The following is a 20,568-nucleotide window of genomic DNA, read 5'->3' on the forward strand; positions in this document are numbered from 1 at the left end:
TGTGTTAGGCCTGCCGCCAGCGTTCAATCTGAGCCATGATCAAACTCTTCAATTTAAGTTTGATGCTCGTGAATTAAACTTCGTAATGAATTACGTATGTTCACTCAGAGACTTGGTATTCATTTTTCGTCCGAGGACGTTAAGAATCCATGTCACTTTGAGTGCCCACACAGATTGTCTGATAAATTGTTAAAGAGCAGTTGCAACGCGGCTTTCAGCTCACCGTTGCGAGGTCCCGTATAATACGTTTTCCTCATGCAGAGTCAAGCGCTTATTTTGCTTTTCTCTGTCGGTTTTCAGCGCTGAACTTCATCGCCGAAACCCTGTTGACCCGGCGGCTTGCTTGCCGTTGTTCCGTGTCAGTGGAGGCGCATTATAGGGAGTTCTGAGACGTTGACAAGCCCTGTTTTCAAAAAATTATTCAACCGTCTCTTTTTTGTGCAAAACGCCCTTAAAGCGGTAATTTTTCCAGCGTTGGGAAACCATAGCGATGCAGAACGGGTAAAAGTTGTTCTGTTTCTGCCGTCAGCGCCATGCAGAATGCTTTATTCTCGTCACTGGACTTCGCATCCGGCGCTTCATGCTCTAACAGCCAGGCGGTGCGGCGGGCAATCGCCGCGCCAGAATCGATAAGCCGCGTGCCCTCCGGCAGAACGCGCTGCAGCTCCTCCTGTAAAAGAGGAAAGTGGGTGCAGCCCAGCACCACCGTATCCGGCGGCTCCTGCATCCGCAGCCACGGGCGCAGGATACGGCGCAGCTCTTCTAACGGCACAGGCTCGCCATGCAGCTTCGCTTCCGCCAGCTCCACCAGCTCCGCCGACCCCAGCATCTCAATCCGACATTCATTGGCAAAGCGGTCAATCAGCTCACGGGTATAAGGACGCTTAACGGTACCGCGCGTCGCCAGCAGGCCAACAATACCGTTCGCCGTTAAGCGGGCGGCGGGCTTGATCGCCGGCACCACGCCAACGACGGGGAAAGCGAACTTTTCACGCAGGGCAGGCAGTGAGACGGTACTGGCGGTGTTACAGGCGATGACCGCCAGCGCCAGTGGATAGCGTTGCTGAACGGCAGTCACGATTTCCACAACGCGCTCAACGATAAACTCCTCGCTCTTCTCACCGTACGGGAAAGCGACGTTATCAAAAGCATAGATGTAATGCAGATTCGGCAGCAGCTGCCGAATCTCATTATAAACCGACAACCCACCGACGCCGGAATCAAACACCAGCACGGTGGGACGTGGATCAGAAGGTGTAGCTGCCAGACAAGGTGTATTCCCGTCCTGCAGATTGGTAGCCATAAACTGTCTCGTAATCTTTATCGAACAGATTGGCTATTTTACCACGAACTGTCAGGTGTGAGGTGACGGGATACGATAAACCGACATCCCAGAGGCTCAACCCACCCATATTGACGGTACGCGAGTTGTCGTAGTCATAATCGTAACGCTTGCCGATGTAGTGATACGTCACATCCCACCCCAGATCGTAGACCTGACCGTTCAGCTCGTATTTCACCTGCTGCTTCGCCCGGCGATAGAGGATCTTGTTGGTTTCGTCATCGCGAGGGTCAACATACTGCAGCGTCAGATGATGCTCCACCGGCCCGGTGGTGACATTCCCCGTCCACTCCAGCCCCTTGATCGTCGCAGACTTGACGTTGTAATAGGCGTTGTTGTCGTAATCGATGAGGTTCTGAATCTCATAGCGATACGCGGAGAGGCGCCAGTCGAGCGGCCCCGTTAACCCTTCGAGGCCCGCTTCCCATTGCTTCGACTCCTCGGGTTTCAGGTTCGGGTTAGAGGCGATGCCAAAACGCTCTGCGCCATACTGCTGCCCAAGGGAGGGGGCGAGGAATCCTGTACCGTACGAGAGCGTTGTCCGATAACCGTCGATAAACTCCCAGCCTGCCGCCGTCTGCCAGGTTCCGTGCCAGCCAAACTGCTCGTCATGATCCTCACGGCCGGAAGCTTCCAGCGTCACGCTATCAATCTGCTGCTGCCCAGTCAGATAAAGACCGGTGGTGTCACGCTTATACACGTCGGTACTGGTCGTTCCGCTGGATTTCAGCTTCTCTTGTTTCCAGTCAACGCCGCCGCTCACTGCCCCATGGCCTACCACAACATTATTTCCCCACTGGATATAGCGCTGTTCCATATCATCCAGGGTGGTGCCCGCGGCATAGCGGCCAGCGTCGCTGCTGTAGTTGTAATCTTTGATGCGCTGATAGTTAGCAATCAACTGAGAGGAGTAAATCCCGGAGTGGTAGTGCAGACCGGTATCCCAGGACTGAGTATAAGACTGATCTTCATCGTTTCCGCCTGCGTAGCCCCAGTTGCCCTGGTCATAGTCAGCGTTGGCGGAATAACCATAGCCGCGGAAGAAACCTGAGAAGTTGTCATCGAACTGATGCTGTACCCCGCCCCACAGCATTTTATTGCGGTAGCCGTCGCGATCGCTGTCGCCACTATAAGAGGAGTTTGGCTGAACGTTAAATCCTTTGGTGGTCTGATAGGCGCCGGCAGCGGTAACCAGCGTATCGCCAAACCGCTTGTTAAAGGCGCCGTCATAGGACTGGTAGCCGTTCGTCCCCGCGCCGGCGTTAATTTGCGAACGCTCAGCGTCGGTCATGGTGATAATGTTCACCACCCCACCGATCGCTCCGGAGCCGTAGACTGCGGAGCGCGGGCCACGGATGTATTCCACCCGCTGGACCAGCGAGATAGGGATCTGACTGATATCTACGCCATTGGAGATCCCCGGACGCGCCATCGGCACACCGTCGATCAGCACCAGCACGTGACGAGCCTCCGTCCCCCGAACATACAGCGAAGCGCTCTGCCCCATGCCGCCGTTGCGGGCAATATCGACCCCAGGAAGACGACGCATGACATCGTTTAAATCTTTGGACTGCCAGCGGTCGATATCATCGCGCGTCACAATGTCGGTCGGCGCCAGCACGGTATTGACCGGCTGTTGAAAACGGTTTGCTGTCACCACTAACGTATCTGAATTGCTATCCTGCGCCCAGCCGGAAAATGCCGTGACGGATAAAGCCGTCATCAGCGAAGCTTTTTTAATCATTGTAAAAGCATCCGAAACAGAAAAAGGATGCCGCTGGTTTTATCAGTTGCTCGCGACGATAAAACCCAGTGCGACGTATTCCGGCAGGTCTTCGGGCTTGGAGGCTGTTTCAAGAAATAATGACTTCCCACGGCTAGCCGCAGTGTCTGCACCGAGTGCGCTCATTTCTCACCTTCCTTACCGCTGCGCGTCAGCCCCAGATTTCCACTGGGTTCCCTTTTAACTCACAGGACCGGTAGGCGAATGCTACAATTAGAATCATATAGATGTCCAGACTGCTAATTATATTTCCCGCCACATTCGAAGCTGGACATCCCCGGCGCTTTCCCTACAATCCCCGCGTACTTATTTTATTCAGGATGCATCATGACCCCCGAACACCTTCCTACCGAACAATACGAAGCGCAGCTGGCAGAAAAAGTCGTCCGTTTGCAAACCATGATGGCGCCTTTTGCCGCGCCGGTTCCGGAAGTGTTTCGTTCGCCGGTCAGCCACTACCGGATGCGCGCCGAGTTCCGTCTGTGGCACGATGGCGACGATCTGTACCATATTATTTTCGATCAGCAGACCCGGTCGCGGATTCGCGTTGACAGCTTTCCGGCCGCCAGCGCGCTTATCAATCAGTTGATGACCGCCATGCTGGAGGGCGTGCGCAACAATCCCGTGCTGCGCCATAAGCTGTTCCAGATTGACTATCTGACCACCCTCAGCAACCAGGCGGTCGTTTCGCTGCTGTATCATAAAAAGCTGGATGATGCCTGGCGTGAGCAAGCGGAGGCGCTGCGTGACGCCCTGCGAGCCCAGGGACTCAATGTGCATCTGATTGGACGGGCGACCAAAACCAAAATCGAGCTCGATCAGGACTATATAGATGAACGTCTGCCAGTTGGCGGGCGAGAGATGATCTACCGTCAGGTGGAAAACAGCTTTACCCAGCCGAACGCGGCCATGAACATTCAGATGCTGGAGTGGGCGCTGGATGTCACCAAAGGGGCGACCGGTGACCTGCTGGAATTGTACTGCGGCAACGGTAACTTCTCGCTGGCGCTGGCGCGTAATTTTGATCGCGTGCTGGCCACCGAAATCGCCAAACCGTCGGTGGCTGCGGCGCAGTACAACATCGCCGCTAACCATATCGACAACGTGCAGATTATCCGCATGGCGGCGGAAGAGTTTACTCAGGCGATGAATGGCGTGCGGGAGTTCAACCGGCTGCAGGGTATCGATCTGCAGAGCTATCAGTGCGAGACCATTTTCGTCGATCCGCCGCGCAGCGGACTGGACAGCGAAACGGAAAAAATGGTGCAGGCCTATCCGCGCATTCTGTACATTTCGTGCAACCCGGAAACGCTGTGCCGCAATCTGGAGACGTTAAGCCAGACGCACAACGTCACCCGGCTGGCGCTGTTCGACCAGTTCCCGTACACCCATCATATGGAATGCGGCGTTCTGCTGACCCGGAAATAGGCCCAAAAAAACCGGCAATGTCATATTGCCGGTTTTTTTTACACCACTGGCGGCTTACTCGGCTGCCGTATTTTTGCGGTTACGCATCTTGTAGCCGATCCAGAAGACCATCGCGACGGACAGAACGGCCGGGAAGAAGTTAGAGCCGATATCCGGGTACTCCGCACGCACGACGGTGCTGTACAACAGTACCCCGAGAATAAAAAAGGCGGCGGCCAGGCCCGGAAGCCCAACGGGCATACTGCGATTCTGATAGCGCTGATGCAGACAGTAGATCGTCAGCAGCAGGGATAAAATCGGGAAGACGGAAAACGGAACTATCGAACTGAACAGCGCCGCAAAGGCGCCATTAATGGATAACCCGGCAATCAGCGCCAGCAGCAGCGTACCTTTATCTTGAACTGAGTGTTTCATTGCTCGTCCTTCACGTTATTCGGAATGATGTGACATTTTTTCTTGTTCACGGCGATACCAGTAATACGCGCCTTTCGAGATCATTCTGAGCTGCAGCACCAACCGTTCTTCCAGCTGCCGGCGCTGTTCAGGGCCGACATCCAGCGCTTCCGCGCCAGCGCTAAAGACGATGGTGACCATAGCTTCAGCCTGCGCTTCGGTGAAGGCGCGCGGCATATGGTTTTCGAGTTCTAAATAGTCGGCGAGTTCCGCGATAAAGTGCTGGATCTCGCGCGCGACGGCGGCGCGAAACGCCGCAGAGGTTCCCGAGCGCTCTCGCAACAGCAAGCGGAAGGCGTTCGGGTTGTTACCGATAAACTCCATAAAGGTGGAGACCGAGGTACGGATCACGCTGCCGCCTTTAGCAATTCTCTGGCGCGCCTGGCGCATCAGTTGGCGCAGCATCAGTCCGCTCTCATCGACCATCGTCAGGCCTAACTCATCGACATCGCGAAAATGACGATAAAAGGACGTCGGCGCGATCCCAGCTTCCCGCGCCACTTCGCGCAAGCTCAGGCTGGCGAAACTCCGCTCAGCGCTAAGTTGGCTGAATGCTGCTTCCACCAGCGAACGGCGGGTTTTTTCTTTTTGTTGTGCTCTTACGCCCATCACGATGTATGAATCCTTCCAATAGCCCTGCTGGCACTATACCAGAGATTAAAACTAATCGGTTTGCACTGGATTGTGAATGATTGTTTACGAGCCGTTTCTGCTTTTATGCCGCAAAAAAGCACAACGATAATTGGGTTAAAGCGCAGCGAATGTTATCATCGTGTTTATTTTATGTATAAAACAGGTGAGTAATGCCATGTCACACTCTTGGGATTATGATGCAATAGTGATTGGTTCCGGTCCTGGCGGCGAAGGCGCCGCCATGGGACTGGTGAAACAGGGAGTACGCGTTGCCGTCATTGAGCGCTACCATAATGTCGGCGGCGGTTGCACCCACTGGGGCACCATCCCGTCGAAAGCCCTCCGCCATGCCGTCAGCCGTATTATCGAGTTTAACCAAAACCCCCTCTACAGCGACCACTCCCGCCTTCTTCGCTCTTCTTTCGCCGACATCCTCAACCATGCCGACAGCGTCATCAACCAGCAGACTCATATGCGCCAGGGATTCTATGAGCGCAACCACTGTGAAATCCTGCAGGGCAACGCGCACTTCGTTGATGAACATACTCTGGCGCTGGAATGCCATGACGGCACGGTCGAGACGGTGACCGCGGAGAAATTCGTTATCGCCTGCGGGTCACGTCCCTACCATCCGGCCGATGTCGATTTCCACCACCCACGCATCTATGACAGCGATTCGATTCTCAGCCTGCAGCATGAGCCGCGCCACGTGATCATTTACGGCGCCGGGGTGATCGGTTGCGAATACGCCTCGATCTTCCGCGGCATGGAGGTGAAGGTCGATCTGATCAACACCCGCGATCGTCTGCTGGCCTTCCTCGATCAGGAGATGTCAGACTCGCTCTCTTATCACTTCTGGAACAGCGGCGTGGTCATTCGTCACAATGAGGAGTATGAGAAAATTGAGGGGGTGGATGACGGCGTGATCATGCACCTGAAGTCCGGCAAAAAGCTGAAGGCCGATTGCCTGCTGTACGCCAACGGCCGCACCGGCAATACCGACACCCTGGCGCTGGAAAACATCGGTCTGCAGACTGACAGCCGCGGCCAGCTGAAGGTCAACAGCATGTACCAGACCGCCCTCCCGCACATTTATGCGGTTGGCGATGTCATCGGCTATCCAAGCCTGGCTTCTGCCGCTTACGATCAAGGGCGCATTGCCGCCCAGGCGCTGGTGAAAGGCGAAGCCTCAGCGCATCTGATTGAAGATATCCCAACCGGGATCTACACCATTCCGGAAATCAGCTCCGTCGGGAAAACCGAGCAGCAGCTGACGGCAATGAAAGTGCCGTATGAGGTGGGTCGCGCCCAGTTTAAACACCTGGCACGGGCGCAAATCGTTGGCATGAGCGTGGGAACCCTGAAGATCCTGTTCCATCGAGAGACCAAGGAGATCCTCGGCATTCACTGCTTTGGCGAACGCGCAGCCGAAATCATTCATATCGGCCAGGCGATCATGGAGCAGAAAGGTGGTGGTAACACCATTGAGTACTTCGTCAACACCACCTTTAACTACCCGACCATGGCGGAAGCGTATCGGGTTGCCGCGCTGAACGGCTTAAACCGCCTGTTTTAACGCCTTGTCGAAATGGCCATCCATCGTACCGCGGATGGCCTCCGCCAGATGTTCATAGCGGCTGCGCAGCGGGGAGCCGGGACGGTAAACCAGGCCGATGGTTCGTCTTGGCTCTGGCTTAATGCACGGCAGATAGACCACGCCATCGCGTTTTCTTTCCTGCGGTACCGCCAGCGCAGGCAGCAAGGTAATGCCGCTGCCTGCCGCCACCATATTGCGTAGCGTTTCCAGACTGGTCGCCCGGAAGTGGGTATCTTCATCCGCTCCCGCTTCAAAGCAAAAGCCCATCGCCTGATCGCGCAGACAGTGGCCATCCTCCAGCATCAGCAGCTTTTCACCAGCCAGATCCGACATCGGCACGCGGTCGCGGTTCGCCCACGGGTGATCCTCATAGATAGCCAGCATCATCGGCTCATCAAACAGCGGCACCTCGATAAAGGCCTCGCTCTCTTTGACCAGCGCCAGAATGGCGCAGTCGAGCTTACCGCTGTCGAGCTGGGCCAGCAGCTGATGGGTCTGCGCTTCGTGCAGGTACATTTCCAGCTTCGGAAAGGTTTGGTGCAGCATCGGAATGATTTGCGGCAGCAGATACGGGCCAATTGTCGGGATCAAGCCGATGTGCAGCGGCCCGGACATGGTTTCCCCTTGTTGGCTTGCCATCTCCTTGAGCACTTTTACTTCGCGTAACACGGTACGCGCCTGATCCACCAGCAACAGCCCCGCCTGGGTAAACAGAACCTTACGGCTGGTGCGCTCCAGCAGCATGACGCCAAGTTCATCCTCGAGCTTGCGGATCTGTCCGCTGAGCGTCGGTTGGCTCACGTGGCATGAGTCAGCCGCCCGCCGGAAGTGGCGGTGTTCGGCGAGCGCTACCAGGTATTCAAGATCGCGAATATTCATTATTCATCCTCCATCGCCACGATAGTCCATGGCGATAGATAGCATAGCAACGAACGATTATCCCTATCAAGCTTTCTGTTCAATAATACGCCCATAGAGACGGTATACCTGTGAAAATCATTGGCCCGTCACACTGTTTCTCTACCCGAACAACTAAAGCCAACGTGAACTTTTGCGGACCTTGTGTCCGCTTTTTTTTGCATAAAAAACCCGGCGTCATCAGGCTCGGCCGGGTTCAGAGAGGCGGATGCCAGAGAATTAGCTCAGGCGCGCTTTTGCGTCGCTGATAGCCTGCGCCACCTGCTGCGGCGAAACGCCGCCTTTCGCTGCGCGTTTATCGAGGCAGGACTGCAGAGACAGAATCGGATAAACATCGTCTGCGATGACCGGACTGAATTTCTGCAGATCGGCCAGGGGCAGCGCTTCCAGCGGTTTCCCTTGCGCAATGGCTTCCACTACCGCCTCACCAACAATATGGTGCGCTTCACGGAACGGAACGCCTTTCGCCACCAGATAATCTGCCAGTTCTGTGGCGTTGGCATAGCCCTGCTGCGCCGCTTCCGCACAGCGCGGGCGTTTCACCTGGATGCCATCCAGCACCAGGGTCGCCATATGCAGACAGTCGAGCCAGGTATCCAGGGCGTCGAAAAGCCCCTCTTTATCTTCCTGCATGTCTTTGTTGTAGGCCAGCGGCAGGCCTTTCAGCGTCATCATCATGCCGGTCAACGCGCCCTGCACGCGGCCGCATTTACCACGAATTAATTCCAGCGCGTCCGGGTTTTTCTTCTGCGGCATCAACGAGGAGCCGGAGGTTACGCGATCAGAAAGTTCGACGAAGTTCGCCTCGCCGGAGTTAAAGAAAATCAGATCTTCAGCAAAGCGCGACAGATGCACCATGCCGATAGACGCATCGGAAAGCAGCTCCAGCACATGGTCGCGATCGGAAACGCTGTCGAGGCTGTTGCGTGTGGCAGAGGCAAAGCCCAGCCAGCCGGCCAGCTGCTCGCGGTCGATTTCATACGCCGTCCCCGCCAGCGCGCCGCAGCCCAGCGGGCTAACGTCGAGGCGCTTCAGCGCGTCCTGCAGGCGGCTTTCGTCACGCGCCAGCATTTCAACGTAGGCCAGACACCAGTGTGCGAACGTCACCGGCTGGGCACGCTGCAGGTGAGTGTACCCCGGCATCACCGCGTCCTGGTTATGCTGGGCAGTCTCCACCAGCGCGCTCTGCAGCTGGCGGTTCGCCGACAGCAGTTCGACAACGGTATCTTTGCACCATAGTTTAAGATCGGTGGCGACCTGGTCGTTACGGCTGCGCCCGGTGTGCAGTTTCTTGCCCAACTGGCCCACTTTATCGATCAGCTTGCCTTCCACCCAGCTGTGAATATCTTCGGCATCGCTGGCGAGGATTTGCTGCGGATTGGCGCGCACCTCTTCCAGCAGCACGTTCAGCGCTTCTTCCAGCTGCTGCTGTTCAGCGGCACTCAGAACGCCGACCGTTACCAGCGCTTTCGACCAGGCGACAGAGCCAACGATATCCTGCTCCGCCAGACGATAGTCGAAGCGCAACGAGTCGTTGAACTGTTTGAACCGTTGATCTGCTGCCTGTGTAAAACGCCCGCCCCAAAGTGCCATAACATGCTTCCTTTATTCGTTAGTTCTGCCGGCGACATTGTGCCGCCCGGCCTACAGTCTGTAAGTCCGGCAGACGACGCGCCGCCGGGCATGAAATCTTAAGCCAGAATACGTGTGCCGATCGGCGTGCCGTTAAATAACGCTGGCAGCTGCTCGGCGTGACGCCAGGAGGCGATATCCACCGGACGGCCCAGGGCACGTGCGGCGTCAAGGGCCGCATTCACTTTAACAATCATGCCGTCAGTGATAATGCCCTGCTCGATCAGCTGCTCCGCTTTCTCGGCGGTCATCTCGGCAATGCGCTGTCCTTTACCGTCGAGGATACCGCTGACATCAGACAGCAGGATCAGATCCGCCCCCAGGGTGGCCGCCAGCGCTGTCGCCGCCTGGTCAGCATTGACGTTCATCAGCTGGCCTTCATCGGTCACCCCGATAGAGCTCACCACCGGCAGGTAACCGCCCGCCAGCAGGGTGTTGATCAGCGCCGGGGAGCCCGGCTGCGCCAGCCCGACATGGCCCAGCTCGGCATCCAGCTGCGTGACCTTCACGCTATCGCCATCGCCGAGGAACAGGCCTACCGAGGAAATACCATGTTTTTTCGCCCATGCCAGCAGCGTTTTGTTGGCGGTTCCCGCCAGCGCGCCGGTAATGATGTCAATCTGATCGGCAGGCGTAACCCGCAGGCCATTTTTCTTTTTCACCGGCAGATTAAGCTGCTTCATCAGCTCATCCACCACGCAGCCGCCGCCATGGACGATAATCAGCGGGCGCTGGTGCGCTTCACGGTAGTTAACCAGCGCGGTAAACAGGCGCTCCAGCGCCTCTTCGCTATCGAGTAATACGCCGCCGAGTTTGATAATTAATGGGTTCATCATCACACCTTAAATAAGAGACTGCGTCTCAGCGAAGCCGAAACGAATATTCGCGCACTGCACTGCCTGCGCTGCGGCGCCTTTCAGCAGGTTATCTTCAGCCGCGACGACGATGAGATGGTCGTCCTGCACGGCAAAACCGATATCACAGAATGGCAGACCCTCGACGCTTTTTAATGCGGGTACGCCTTTATCATATAAACGTACCAGCGGTTTATCGGCGTAAGCCTGCTGGTAAACCGCTGCGATCTGCGCGTGGCCGACGCCCGGCTTCAGGCGGCAGGTAATGGTTTCAAGGATGCCGCGCTTAAAATTACCCAGGTGCGGGGTAAAAATCACCTTTGCCCCGAGGTGGCTGGCAATCTCCGGCTGATGGCGATGGTTAAATATGCCGTATGGCTGCAGGCTCACTTCACAGAAGCTATTGCCGATCGCGGCTTTACGACCCGCGCCGCTCACCCCGCTGGTGGCGTTGATCACCGGCCACTGGTTCAGATCCAGCAGATTGGCCTCAATCAGCGGCTTCAGCGACAGCTGCGCCGCCGTCGGATAGCAGCCAGGCACCGCGATTAACTGCGCTTCTTTAAGCGCATCCGCGCTCCACTCCGCCAGACCATACACCGCCTGTTTGAGCAGGTCGGGATGTTGATGAGTGAAACCGTAATATTTTTCGTAGAACGCCCCATCGTTAACGCGGAAGGCACCGGAAAGATCGAACACCACGCAGCCGGCGGCAAGGAACTGCGGCGCCAGGTCGTGACTCACTTCGTGCGCGGTGGCGAGAAACACCACGTCCACGCCAGCGCTGAATTCGCTGATATCGGACATCGGCTGCAGCGGCATATCGACAATGCCTTTGAGCTGCGGATGCAGGTCGGAAATTAATTTTCCCGCATCATTGCTTTGCGCGGAGACCGTCAAAGCGGTTATGTTCATATGCGGATGACGATTGATATAGGTCACCAGCTCTGCGCCGGCATAACCACTGGCACCCACAATCAGCGTATTTAACATTGGAAGCGCATCTCCTTACATTCGATGGGTTTTCTTACGCTCAACGATATTGTATTTTTATTCACAATAAATGCATGAATATTGATACTATCACGACCCAAGGTGTGTCAACAATGAAAAACAATTTACCGCCCTTTATCGAGATTTACCGCGCGTTGATCGCCACACCGTCCATCAGCGCGACCGAAGAGGCTCTCGATCAAAGCAATGAGTCTTTAATCAATTTGCTGGCAGGCTGGTTCCGCGATCTCGGCTTCAATGTTGAGATACAGCCGGTGCCGGATACGCGCCATAAATTCAACCTGCTGGCCAGCACCGGACACGGCGCCGGCGGCCTGCTGCTCGCCGGGCATACCGATACCGTGCCATTCGATGATGGCCGCTGGACGCGGGATCCGTTCACCCTCACCGAACACGATAACAAGCTCTACGGCCTCGGCACGGCTGACATGAAAGGCTTCTTCGCCTTTATTCTCGACGCCCTGCGCGATGTCGACGTCACCACGCTGAAAAAACCGCTGTATATTCTGGCCACCGCCGACGAAGAGACCAGCATGGCCGGCGCGCGCTATTTTGCCGAAACCACCCAGCTGCGCCCGGACTGCGCCATCATCGGCGAGCCCACCTCCCTGCAGCCGATCCGCGCCCACAAAGGACATATGTCCAACGCGATCCGTATTCAGGGCCAGTCCGGCCACTCCAGCGATCCGGCACGCGGAGTTAACGCGATTGAGCTTATGCACGACGCCATCGGCCGCATTATGCAGCTGCGCGATCTGCTAAAAGAGCGCTACCACTTCGAGGCGTTCACGGTCCCTTACCCAACCCTCAACCTGGGCGCTATCCATGGCGGCGATGCCTCAAACCGCATCTGCGCCTGCTGTGAACTGCATATGGATATCCGCCCGCTGCCGGGGATGACCCTCAACGATCTTAATGGTCTGTTGGGCGAGGCGCTGGCGCCCGTCAGTGAGCGCTGGCCGGGCCGCCTGACGGTCTCAGAGCTGCACCCGCCGATCCCCGGCTACGAATGCCCGCCGGACCATAAGCTGGTACAGGTGGTTGAGAAACTGCTCGGCGCGCAGACCGACGTGGTGAACTACTGCACCGAAGCGCCGTTTATCCAGACGCTATGTCCGACGCTGGTTCTTGGCCCAGGCTCCATCAACCAGGCCCATCAGCCTGACGAGTATCTGGAGACGCGCTTTATCAAGCCGACCCGGGAGCTGATTAGCCAGGTCGTCCACCACTTCTGCTGGCACTAAAATCGCCCTCTTTTTCCGCCCCGTTCTCCCGGGGCGGAACGGTGACGATCGTCACATTTCCATAAGCGATGCTTATCCAGCGCCCCCTGAATTAAATTTCGCAAATTACGGCGATTTACTCGTTTGCTGAAGCGATTTCGCAGTAATTGACGTGGGGGTATTTACGTGGCTTTATAAAAGACGGGTTGCTTATCCGTTGCTCACGTTCCAGCGCAGCGGATATAACAAAATAAAATGAGATGGGGTGTCTGGGGTAACATGAACGAACAATATTCCGCATTGCGTAGTAATGTCAGTATGCTCGGCAAGGTGCTGGGCGATACCATCAAGGATGCATTGGGAGAAAATATTCTTGATCGTGTCGAAACTATCCGTAAGTTGTCCAAATCTTCACGCGCCGGCAACGAAGCTAACCGCCAGGAGCTGCTGACCACGCTGCAGAATTTGTCTAACGACGAACTGCTGCCGGTTGCCCGTGCCTTCAGCCAGTTTCTGAATCTGGCGAACACCGCTGAGCAGTACCACAGCATTTCGCCAAATGGCGAAGCGGCCAGCAATCCGGAAGTCATTGCGCGTACCCTGAGAAAGCTCAAAGACCAACCCAATCTCAACGAAGACACCATCAAAAAAGCGGTGGAATCTCTGTCTCTGGAGCTGGTATTAACCGCCCACCCGACCGAGATCACCCGCCGGACGCTGATCCATAAAATGGTGGAAGTGAACAGCTGCCTCAAGCAACTGGACAATAAAGACATCGCCGACTACGAACACCATCAGCTGATGCGCCGTCTGCGCCAGCTGATCGCCCAGTCCTGGCATACTGACGAGATCCGTAAATACCGCCCGTCTCCGGTCGACGAAGCCAAATGGGGCTTCGCGGTGGTGGAAAACAGCCTGTGGGAAGGGGTGCCTAACTATCTGCGCGAGCTGAACGAACAGCTGGAAGCCAACCTTGGCTATCAGCTGCCGGTGGACTTCGTCCCGGTGCGTTTCACCTCGTGGATGGGCGGCGACCGCGACGGCAACCCGAACGTGACCGCCGACATCACCCGCCACGTGCTGCTGCTCAGCCGCTGGAAAGCCACCGATCTGTTCCTCAAAGACGTGCAGGTGCTGATCTCCGAGCTGTCGATGGTGGAGTGTACCGACGAACTTCGCGCGCTGGCTGGCGCCGAGGGTGCTCAGGAACCGTACCGTTATCTGATGAAGAAACTGCGCACTCAGCTGATGGAGACTCAGGCCTGGCTGGAAGCGCGCCTGAAAGGTCAGAAGCTGCCGAAACCGGCGGGACTGATCACTCAGAACGAGCAGCTGTGGGAACCGCTGTACGCCTGCTATAAATCGCTGCAGGCCTGCGGCATGGGCATTATCGCCAACGGCGAACTGCTCGACACCCTGCGCCGCGTGAAGTCTTTCGGCGTACCACTGGTGCGTATTGATATCCGTCAGGAAAGCACTCGCCATACCGAAGCGCTGGGCGAAATGACCCGTTACCTCGGGATCGGCGATTACGAAAGCTGGTCAGAAGCCGACAAACAGGCTTTCCTGATCCGCGAACTGAACTCCAAACGTCCGTTGCTGCCGCGTCAGTGGGAGCCAAGCGAAGAGACCCGTGAAGTCCTCGATACCTGCAAAGTGATCGCCGAGGCGCCGCGCGGATCGATCGCCGCCTACGTGATCTCGATGGCCAAAACGCCGTCCGACGTGCTGGCGGTTCATCTGCTGCTGAAAGAGGCCGGGATTGGTTTTGCTCTGCCGGTGGCCCCGCTGTTCGAAACGCTGGACGACCTGAACAACGCCAACGATGTCATGACTCAGCTGCTGAATATCGACTGGTACCGCGGCTTTATCCAGGGCAAGCAGATGGTCATGATTGGCTATTCTGACTCCGCCAAAGATGCTGGCGTGATGGCCGCCTCCTGGGCGCAGTACCAGGCGCAGGACGCGCTGATCAAAACCTGTGAGAAAGCCGGTATCGAACTGACGCTGTTCCACGGACGCGGCGGTTCCATCGGCCGCGGCGGCGCGCCAGCCCACGCGGCGCTGCTCTCGCAGCCGCCGGGAAGCCTGAAAGGCGGCCTGCGCGTCACCGAGCAGGGCGAGATGATCCGCTTTAAGTACGGCCTGCCGGAAGTGACCATCAGCAGTCTGTCGCTGTATACCAGCGCCATTCTGGAAGCCAACCTGCTGCCGCCGCCGGAACCGAAAGCCGAATGGCGCGACATCATGGCTGAGCTGTCCGACGTCTCCTGCAAGATGTATCGCGGCTACGTACGTGAAAACAAAGATTTCGTGCCTTACTTCCGCTCTGCGACTCCGGAGCAGGAGCTGGGCAAACTGCCGCTGGGTTCGCGTCCGGCAAAACGTCGCCCGACCGGCGGCGTCGAGTCGCTGCGCGCCATTCCGTGGATCTTCGCCTGGACCCAGAACCGCCTGATGCTACCGGCCTGGCTGGGCGCTGGCGCCGCGCTGCAGAAGGTGGTCGAAGGTGGAAAACAGAGTGAACTGGAAGCGATGTGTCGCGACTGGCCGTTCTTCTCCACCCGCCTTGGCATGCTGGAAATGGTTTACTCGAAGGCCGACCTGTGGCTGGCGGAGTACTACGATCAGCGCCTGGTGAAGCCGGAGCTGTGGGCGCTGGGTACCGAGCTGCGTAAGCTGCTGGCTGCCGACATCAACGTCGTGTTGGCCATCGCCAATGACTCCCATCTGATGGCCGACCTGCCGTGGATCGCCGAGTCTATCCAGCTGCGTAATATCTATACCGACCCGCTGAACGTCCTGCAGGCGGAACTGCTGCACCGTTCACGCCAGGCCGAAGAAGCAGGCAAGGACCCGGATCCGCGCGTTGAACAAGCGCTGATGGTCACCATCGCCGGCGTTGCCGCCGGTATGCGTAACACCGGCTAATCGAAGCCTCTCTCCCCCGGCCGCCCGGTCGGGGGATTTTCACCTGTTCTAGTGGTGCAGCATCTCATCAACGATCTGCTCTTTATGCAGCGCATATGGATAATAGGTCGGCCAGTTATCCATCTCTTTCAGCAACGCCTCCTGTGATTCATTGCCCATGAAAATATGGAAATGCTGCGATTTACGCGGGCCAATAATATGGTCGCTGAACTGCACAAATTTCGGCGCGTTGGCATCGCCCTGCTGGCACTCAAACAGGTAACGTACGCCCTTCTTGCCGGAGGCGTAATGCAGAATTTTGTAGCCTGAATAGCGGTATTTGCAGCTGTTGACGACATCGCCAACGTGGAACTCAATCACATCATTTTCAATGCCAATCTGCTCCACATCGGTGGCGTAGCCCTTCTTATAATAAGCGCGATACTCCTCGACGCTCTTGCCGCCGGGCTTTTTCGCCTTCTGCTCCAGCACCGGATCGAGGTCGCCATTGAGCAGATACGGGTTTACCGACTGCCAGACGCCCTCCCAGTCGCTCAGCGCGCGGTCCTGCACATTTTTATCGGCAAAAATGCCTTCGCTGGCCTGACGCTCGATGTCGGTTAACGCCGGGCCATGGTTATGATTGCCGTGGGCAAACGCCTGGGCGCTGGCTAACGCCATGCCGAATCCAAAGGCCAGCAGGGGGATCTTTCTGGTCATTACTCTCTCCTGAGTTTGCTATCAATGGCGACAAATTGTTACGATATAACATATCTTATCTGGGAAGCAAGCGTGACTGGCAAGCGCTTTTACCGCTGGAAAAATGTCCGGTATGATGAAAGAGGTGATGCGCTGAACGGAAGAATGATGGACAACGATATCAATCAACTTATTGATTCATTCCTAAAAAAACAGAATGGTATCGGCCGGGTCTATTTTGCCGGCGAGATGCGCTCGCCTGCTGAGCCGGTAGTGCAGGTTGATTTTCCCCGTCTGAACATCATCCTCAATGGGCAGTTGCCCGACCGGGCACTCGGCAAAAACGCCAGCCCTCTTGAGGCGAACGACGTGCTCTATATCCCTGGCGATAGCTGGAACTGCCCCCAGTGGCAGGCGCCCTGCCTGCTGTTAAGTCTCCTGTTCGATAAGCAGCGGCTGGAGTGCTCGCTGCAGCACTGGAATGGCAAGGCGATAACCGTTGTCGAAAAGCGGCAGGCGCTGCGCCGCGGGCCGCGCGTCGGTTCATTTCTGCTGCAGGCGCTCAATGAGCTCCGGATGCAGCCGCAGGAGCAGCGAACCGCCCGCAGCATTGTCGTCAGCCTGCTCAGCCACTGCCATGACCTTCTCGGCAGCCAGGCGCAAACCTCCTCGCGCAGCCAGGCGCTGTTTGAGGCGATCCGCCAGTACATGGACGTCCATTACGCGGAGCCGCTGAGCCGGGAATCGGTGGCCCAGGCGTTCTATCTCTCCCCCAACTATCTTTCTCACCTGTTCCAGAAATGCGGGCCAATGGGCTTCAATGAATATCTGAACCATATTCGTCTTGAACAGGCCCGTATGCTGCTGAAGGGCCACGATATGAAAGTGAAAGATATCGCCCACGCCTGCGGCTTCGCCGACAGCAATTATTTCTGCCGCCTGTTCCGCAAAACTACGGAGCGCTCGCCGTCTGAATATCGCCGTCAGTACCATAGCCAGTTGACGGAGATATCGTCTCCGGCCCAAAACTAGATTTTTGTGTGTTAAACCTGACTTTTGTGCGCGCCTTTATTGCTGTACAACCCACCATCGCCGATAAATGTGATCTAAATCATCCTTAATCGTGATGCGTACATTTATCCAGTTTTTGGCAAATTTGTCATCTGGCGGTCCTTCGAACGAAAGCCGTATGCTTACCTCAACGACAATATCGAATTAAGCATTGAGGAAAACACGATGGAACTCTATCTGGATACCGCCAACGTCGCCGAAGTGGAACGCCTGGCCCGCATTTACCCGCTGGCCGGGGTAACCACCAACCCGAGCATTATCGCCGCCGGTAAAACCCCGGTATGGGACGTGCTCCCACGCCTGCAGAAAGCCATCGGTCCGGAGGGCACCCTCTTCGCGCAGACCATGAGCCGCGATGTGCTGGGCATGGTGGAAGAAGCTAAACGCCTGAGCAACGCCGTGCCGGGCATCGTGGTCAAAATCCCGGTGACCGCCGAAGGCCTCGCCGCTATCAAAATGCTGAAGAAGGAAGGCATCCCGACTCTTGGCACCGCCGTCTACAGCGCTTCGCAAGGCCTGCTGGCCGCACTGGCCGGCGCAAAGTACGTCGCGCCTTACGTTAACCGCGTTGACGCCCAGGGCGGGGACGGTATCCGCATGGTGCAGGAGCTGCAATCTCTGCTGGAAATGCATGCGCCCGAGAGCAAAGTGCTGGCGGCGAGCTTCAAAACGCCCCGTCAGGCGCTGGATTGCCTGCTGGCCGGTTGCGAAGCCATCACCCTTCCATTAGATGTAGCGCAACAAATGCTCGGCACCCCTGCGGTAGAGTCAGCCATAGAGAAGTTTGAACAGGACTGGAATAACGCCTTTGGCACGCTGAACCTGTAACCGGACCTGCGAGTCGCCTGCGGGCGGCAGCACGGTCATCGAGGAGGAATCGAAATGGATCGCATTATTCAATCACCAGGCAAATACATTCAGGGCGCAGGCGCCATCAAGCGCCTCGGCGACTATCTGAAGCCGCTGGCCGAACGCTGGCTGGTAGTCGGCGATAAGTTCGTACTGGGGTTTGCGGAAGAGATGCTGCGTAAAAGCCTGGCCGACGCTGGCCTGGCGGCCGAAATAGCGCCGTTTGGCGGTGAGTGTTCGCATAATGAAATCAATCGCCTGCGCGATATCGCCGGCAGCGCGAAGTGCACCGCCGTGCTGGGGATCGGCGGTGGTAAAACGCTGGATACCGCGAAAGCGCTGGCCCATTTTATGAAGGTGCCGGTGGCGATCGCCCCCACCATCGCCTCCACCGATGCGCCGTGTAGCGCGCTGTCGGTGATTTACACCGACGAAGGGGAGTTCGACAGCTACCTGATGCTGCCACACAACCCCAACATGGTCATTGTCGATACGCAGATTGTTGCCGGTGCGCCAGCTCGCCTGCTGGCCGCCGGGATTGGCGATGCGCTGGCCACCTGGTTCGAAGCCCGCGCCTGCTCCCGTAGCGGCGCCACCACCATGGCGGGTGGGAAATGCACTCAGGCGGCGCTGGCGCTGGCCGAGCTGTGCTACAACACCTTACTTGAAGAGGGTGAAAAAGCGATGCTGGCCGCCGAACAGCACGTGGTCACCCCGGCGCTGGAGCGAGTGGTGGAAGCCAACACCTACCTGAGCGGCGTCGGCTTTGAAAGCGGCGGCCTGGCGGCGGCGCACGCGATTCACAACGGCATGACGGCCATCCCTGACGCCCACCACTATTATCACGGGGAAAAAGTGGCGTTCGGTACCCTGACGCAGCTGGTGCTGGAAAATGCGCCGGTGGACGAAATAGAGACCGTCGCCGCGCTGTGCCACAGCGTTGGGCTGCCGATCACCCTGGCGCAGCTGGATATCAAAGGTGATATCCCGACCAAAATGCGCCTGGTGGCGGAAGCCGCCTGCGCTGAAGGCGAAACCATTCACAATATGCCGGGCGGCGTCGATTCAGACCAGGTCTACGCCGCGCTGTTGGTGGCCGACCAATACGGCCAGCGCTTCCTGCAGGAATGGGAATAAACCAGAGCAAAACACCCGGTATCAGCCGGGTGTTTTTTTATGTTTATCTGCCGGACGCGTCGCCCACCGGCTGCGCGAAACGGCAAGCACTCAGGCCGGACGCACGCCCAGCGTATGGCAGATGGCGTAGCTCATCTCGGCGCGGTTCAGGGTGTAGAAGTGGAAGTCTTTTACCCCTTCCCGGCTTAAAATCTTCACCATGTCCATGGCGATATTCGCCCCCACCAGCTGACGGGTTTCGGCGTCGTTATCCAGCCCTTCGAACATTTTCGACATCCACACCGGGATACGGACGTTGGTCATATCCGCAAACTTTTTCGCCTGTTTAAAGTTGGAGACCGGCAGGATACCCGGAATGATTTCCACGTCGATGCCCGCCGAAACGCAGCGATCGCGAAAACGCAGGTAGCTTTCCACATCGAAGAAGAACTGGGTGATCGCGCGGTTGGCGCCCGCCTCGACTTTACGCTTCAGGTTCAGCAAATCCGCCTGTGCGCTTTTCGCTTCCGGATGCACTTCCGGATACGCGGCGACAGAGATATCGAAATCGCCCACCTCTTTCAGCAGCGTCACCAGATCGGCGGCATACATATCCGGTTTACCGCTGCCCGGCGGCAGGTCGCCGCGCAGGGCGACGATATGGCGAATACCGTTGTTCCAGTAATCCTGAGCGATAGTACGCAGCTCATCACGAGAGGCATCGATACAGGTCAGGTGCGGCGCGGCTTCCAGACCGGTTCGCTCTTTAATGCCTTTGATGATGCTGTGCGTGCGATCGCGCTCGCCAGAGTTCGCGCCATAGGTTACCGAAACAAACTTCGGTTTCAGACTGCTCAGGCGATCGATGGATTTCCACAGGGTTTGCTCCATTTCACTGGTGCGCGGCGGAAAGAATTCAAAAGACACATTAATCTGGCCCTGGACTTCCGCCAGGCTCTGATTCAGGGCTTCCCGCTGATTGGCGTGAAAAAAGCTCATACCTTACCTCATCAATCGCATGTAATGGCTGTTATATTGCGAACTTC

The 20,568-nt window shown here is 57.0% G+C and carries 17 protein-coding genes and 1 riboswitch; of the genes, 7 read left to right on the forward strand and 10 right to left on the reverse strand.

Annotated elements, in window-relative coordinates:
* Positions 1–451 precede the first annotated feature (451 nt).
* Complete coding sequence (gene murI, locus CW267_RS06805) at positions 452–1,303, reverse strand: glutamate racemase (protein ID WP_008807849.1); 852 nt, start codon at positions 1,301–1,303, stop codon at positions 452–454.
* Positions 1,248–3,086 (reverse strand): TonB-dependent vitamin B12 receptor BtuB, encoded by a 1,839-nt coding sequence (gene btuB / locus CW267_RS06810; protein WP_012969208.1) that lies wholly within the window; start codon positions 3,084–3,086, stop codon positions 1,248–1,250. Before btuB ends, murI begins: the two co-directional genes overlap by 56 nt.
* Before the next feature lie 64 nt (positions 3,087–3,150).
* Positions 3,151–3,338, reverse strand: a riboswitch (cobalamin riboswitch).
* Between the two features lie 114 nt (positions 3,339–3,452).
* Between btuB and trmA the strand changes: the two genes are divergently transcribed.
* Complete coding sequence (gene trmA / locus CW267_RS06815; protein ID WP_004203692.1) at positions 3,453–4,553, forward strand: tRNA (uridine(54)-C5)-methyltransferase TrmA; 1,101 nt, start codon at positions 3,453–3,455, stop codon at positions 4,551–4,553.
* Between the two features lie 54 nt (positions 4,554–4,607).
* On the opposite strand, the gene CW267_RS06820 is transcribed toward trmA, so the two are convergent.
* Together CW267_RS06820 and fabR are read right to left on the reverse strand one after the other, a co-directional pair.
* Entirely contained in the window at positions 4,608–4,967 is a 360-nt protein-coding gene (locus CW267_RS06820) for a YijD family membrane protein (RefSeq protein ID WP_008807851.1), read from the reverse strand.
* A gap of 15 nt (positions 4,968–4,982) precedes the next feature.
* Entirely contained in the window at positions 4,983–5,618 is a 636-nt protein-coding gene (gene fabR / locus CW267_RS06825; protein ID WP_004151856.1) for an HTH-type transcriptional repressor FabR, read from the reverse strand.
* Between the two features lie 196 nt (positions 5,619–5,814).
* Between fabR and sthA the strand changes: the two genes are divergently transcribed.
* A complete protein-coding gene (sthA, locus tag CW267_RS06830; RefSeq protein ID WP_008807852.1) occupies positions 5,815–7,215 on the forward strand; it encodes a Si-specific NAD(P)(+) transhydrogenase in 1,401 nt (466 codons plus the stop codon).
* Here sthA and oxyR read toward each other — a convergent pair.
* The 4 genes from oxyR to argC all read right to left on the reverse strand — a co-directional run bounded on the left by oxyR (position 7,198) and on the right by argC (position 11,633).
* Positions 7,198–8,115: a DNA-binding transcriptional regulator OxyR gene (oxyR, locus tag CW267_RS06835; protein ID WP_008807853.1), complete on the reverse strand. Its 918-nt coding sequence runs from the start codon at positions 8,113–8,115 to the stop codon at positions 7,198–7,200. The two genes, sthA and oxyR, sit on opposite strands and share 18 nt — an antisense overlap.
* Before the next feature lie 258 nt (positions 8,116–8,373).
* Positions 8,374–9,747, reverse strand: coding sequence for an argininosuccinate lyase (argH, locus tag CW267_RS06845; RefSeq protein WP_023340882.1), 1,374 nt, complete (start codon positions 9,745–9,747; stop codon positions 8,374–8,376).
* A 98-nt stretch (positions 9,748–9,845) separates the two neighbouring features.
* The gene (gene argB / locus CW267_RS06855; RefSeq protein WP_086070891.1) at positions 9,846–10,622 is read right to left on the reverse strand and encodes an acetylglutamate kinase; all 777 of its coding nucleotides are present in this window, start codon (positions 10,620–10,622) and stop codon (positions 9,846–9,848) included.
* 6 nt (positions 10,623–10,628) lie between these two features.
* Entirely contained in the window at positions 10,629–11,633 is a 1,005-nt protein-coding gene (argC, locus tag CW267_RS06860; protein ID WP_022064625.1) for an N-acetyl-gamma-glutamyl-phosphate reductase, read from the reverse strand.
* A 113-nt stretch (positions 11,634–11,746) separates the two neighbouring features.
* Here argC and argE point away from each other — a divergent pair, with 113 nt between their 5' ends.
* Complete coding sequence (argE, locus tag CW267_RS06865) at positions 11,747–12,898, forward strand: acetylornithine deacetylase (RefSeq protein WP_012969211.1); 1,152 nt, start codon at positions 11,747–11,749, stop codon at positions 12,896–12,898.
* Positions 12,899–13,156: 258 nt separating this feature from the next.
* Complete coding sequence (ppc, locus tag CW267_RS06870) at positions 13,157–15,808, forward strand: phosphoenolpyruvate carboxylase (protein WP_008807858.1); 2,652 nt, start codon at positions 13,157–13,159, stop codon at positions 15,806–15,808.
* 48 nt (positions 15,809–15,856) lie between these two features.
* On the opposite strand, the gene zinT is transcribed toward ppc, so the two are convergent.
* Positions 15,857–16,507 carry a metal-binding protein ZinT gene (zinT, locus tag CW267_RS06875; protein ID WP_044643258.1) on the reverse strand — a complete coding sequence of 217 codons (651 nt, stop codon included), beginning with the start codon at positions 16,505–16,507 and terminating at the stop codon, positions 15,857–15,859.
* 24 nt (positions 16,508–16,531) lie between these two features.
* On the opposite strand from zinT, the gene CW267_RS06880 reads away from it, so the two are divergent.
* The 3 genes from CW267_RS06880 (at position 16,532) to gldA (ending at position 19,543) form a co-directional block, all read left to right on the forward strand.
* Positions 16,532–17,518 (forward strand): AraC family transcriptional regulator, encoded by a 987-nt coding sequence (locus CW267_RS06880; RefSeq protein ID WP_022064623.1) that lies wholly within the window; start codon positions 16,532–16,534, stop codon positions 17,516–17,518.
* 204 nt (positions 17,519–17,722) lie between these two features.
* Entirely contained in the window at positions 17,723–18,385 is a 663-nt protein-coding gene (gene fsa / locus CW267_RS06885) for a fructose-6-phosphate aldolase (protein WP_100781508.1), read from the forward strand.
* A gap of 54 nt (positions 18,386–18,439) precedes the next feature.
* Positions 18,440–19,543: a bifunctional L-1,2-propanediol dehydrogenase/glycerol dehydrogenase gene (gene gldA / locus CW267_RS06890; protein WP_012969213.1), complete on the forward strand. Its 1,104-nt coding sequence runs from the start codon at positions 18,440–18,442 to the stop codon at positions 19,541–19,543.
* 90 nt (positions 19,544–19,633) lie between these two features.
* Here gldA and metF read toward each other — a convergent pair whose 3' ends face one another.
* Positions 19,634–20,521: a methylenetetrahydrofolate reductase gene (gene metF / locus CW267_RS06895; RefSeq protein ID WP_002882952.1), complete on the reverse strand. Its 888-nt coding sequence runs from the start codon at positions 20,519–20,521 to the stop codon at positions 19,634–19,636.
* Positions 20,522–20,568: the final 47 nt, after the last annotated feature.

The organism is Klebsiella sp. X1-16S-Nf21, assembly GCF_002837615.1.
Taxonomy (GTDB): domain Bacteria; phylum Pseudomonadota; class Gammaproteobacteria; order Enterobacterales; family Enterobacteriaceae; genus Klebsiella; species Klebsiella variicola.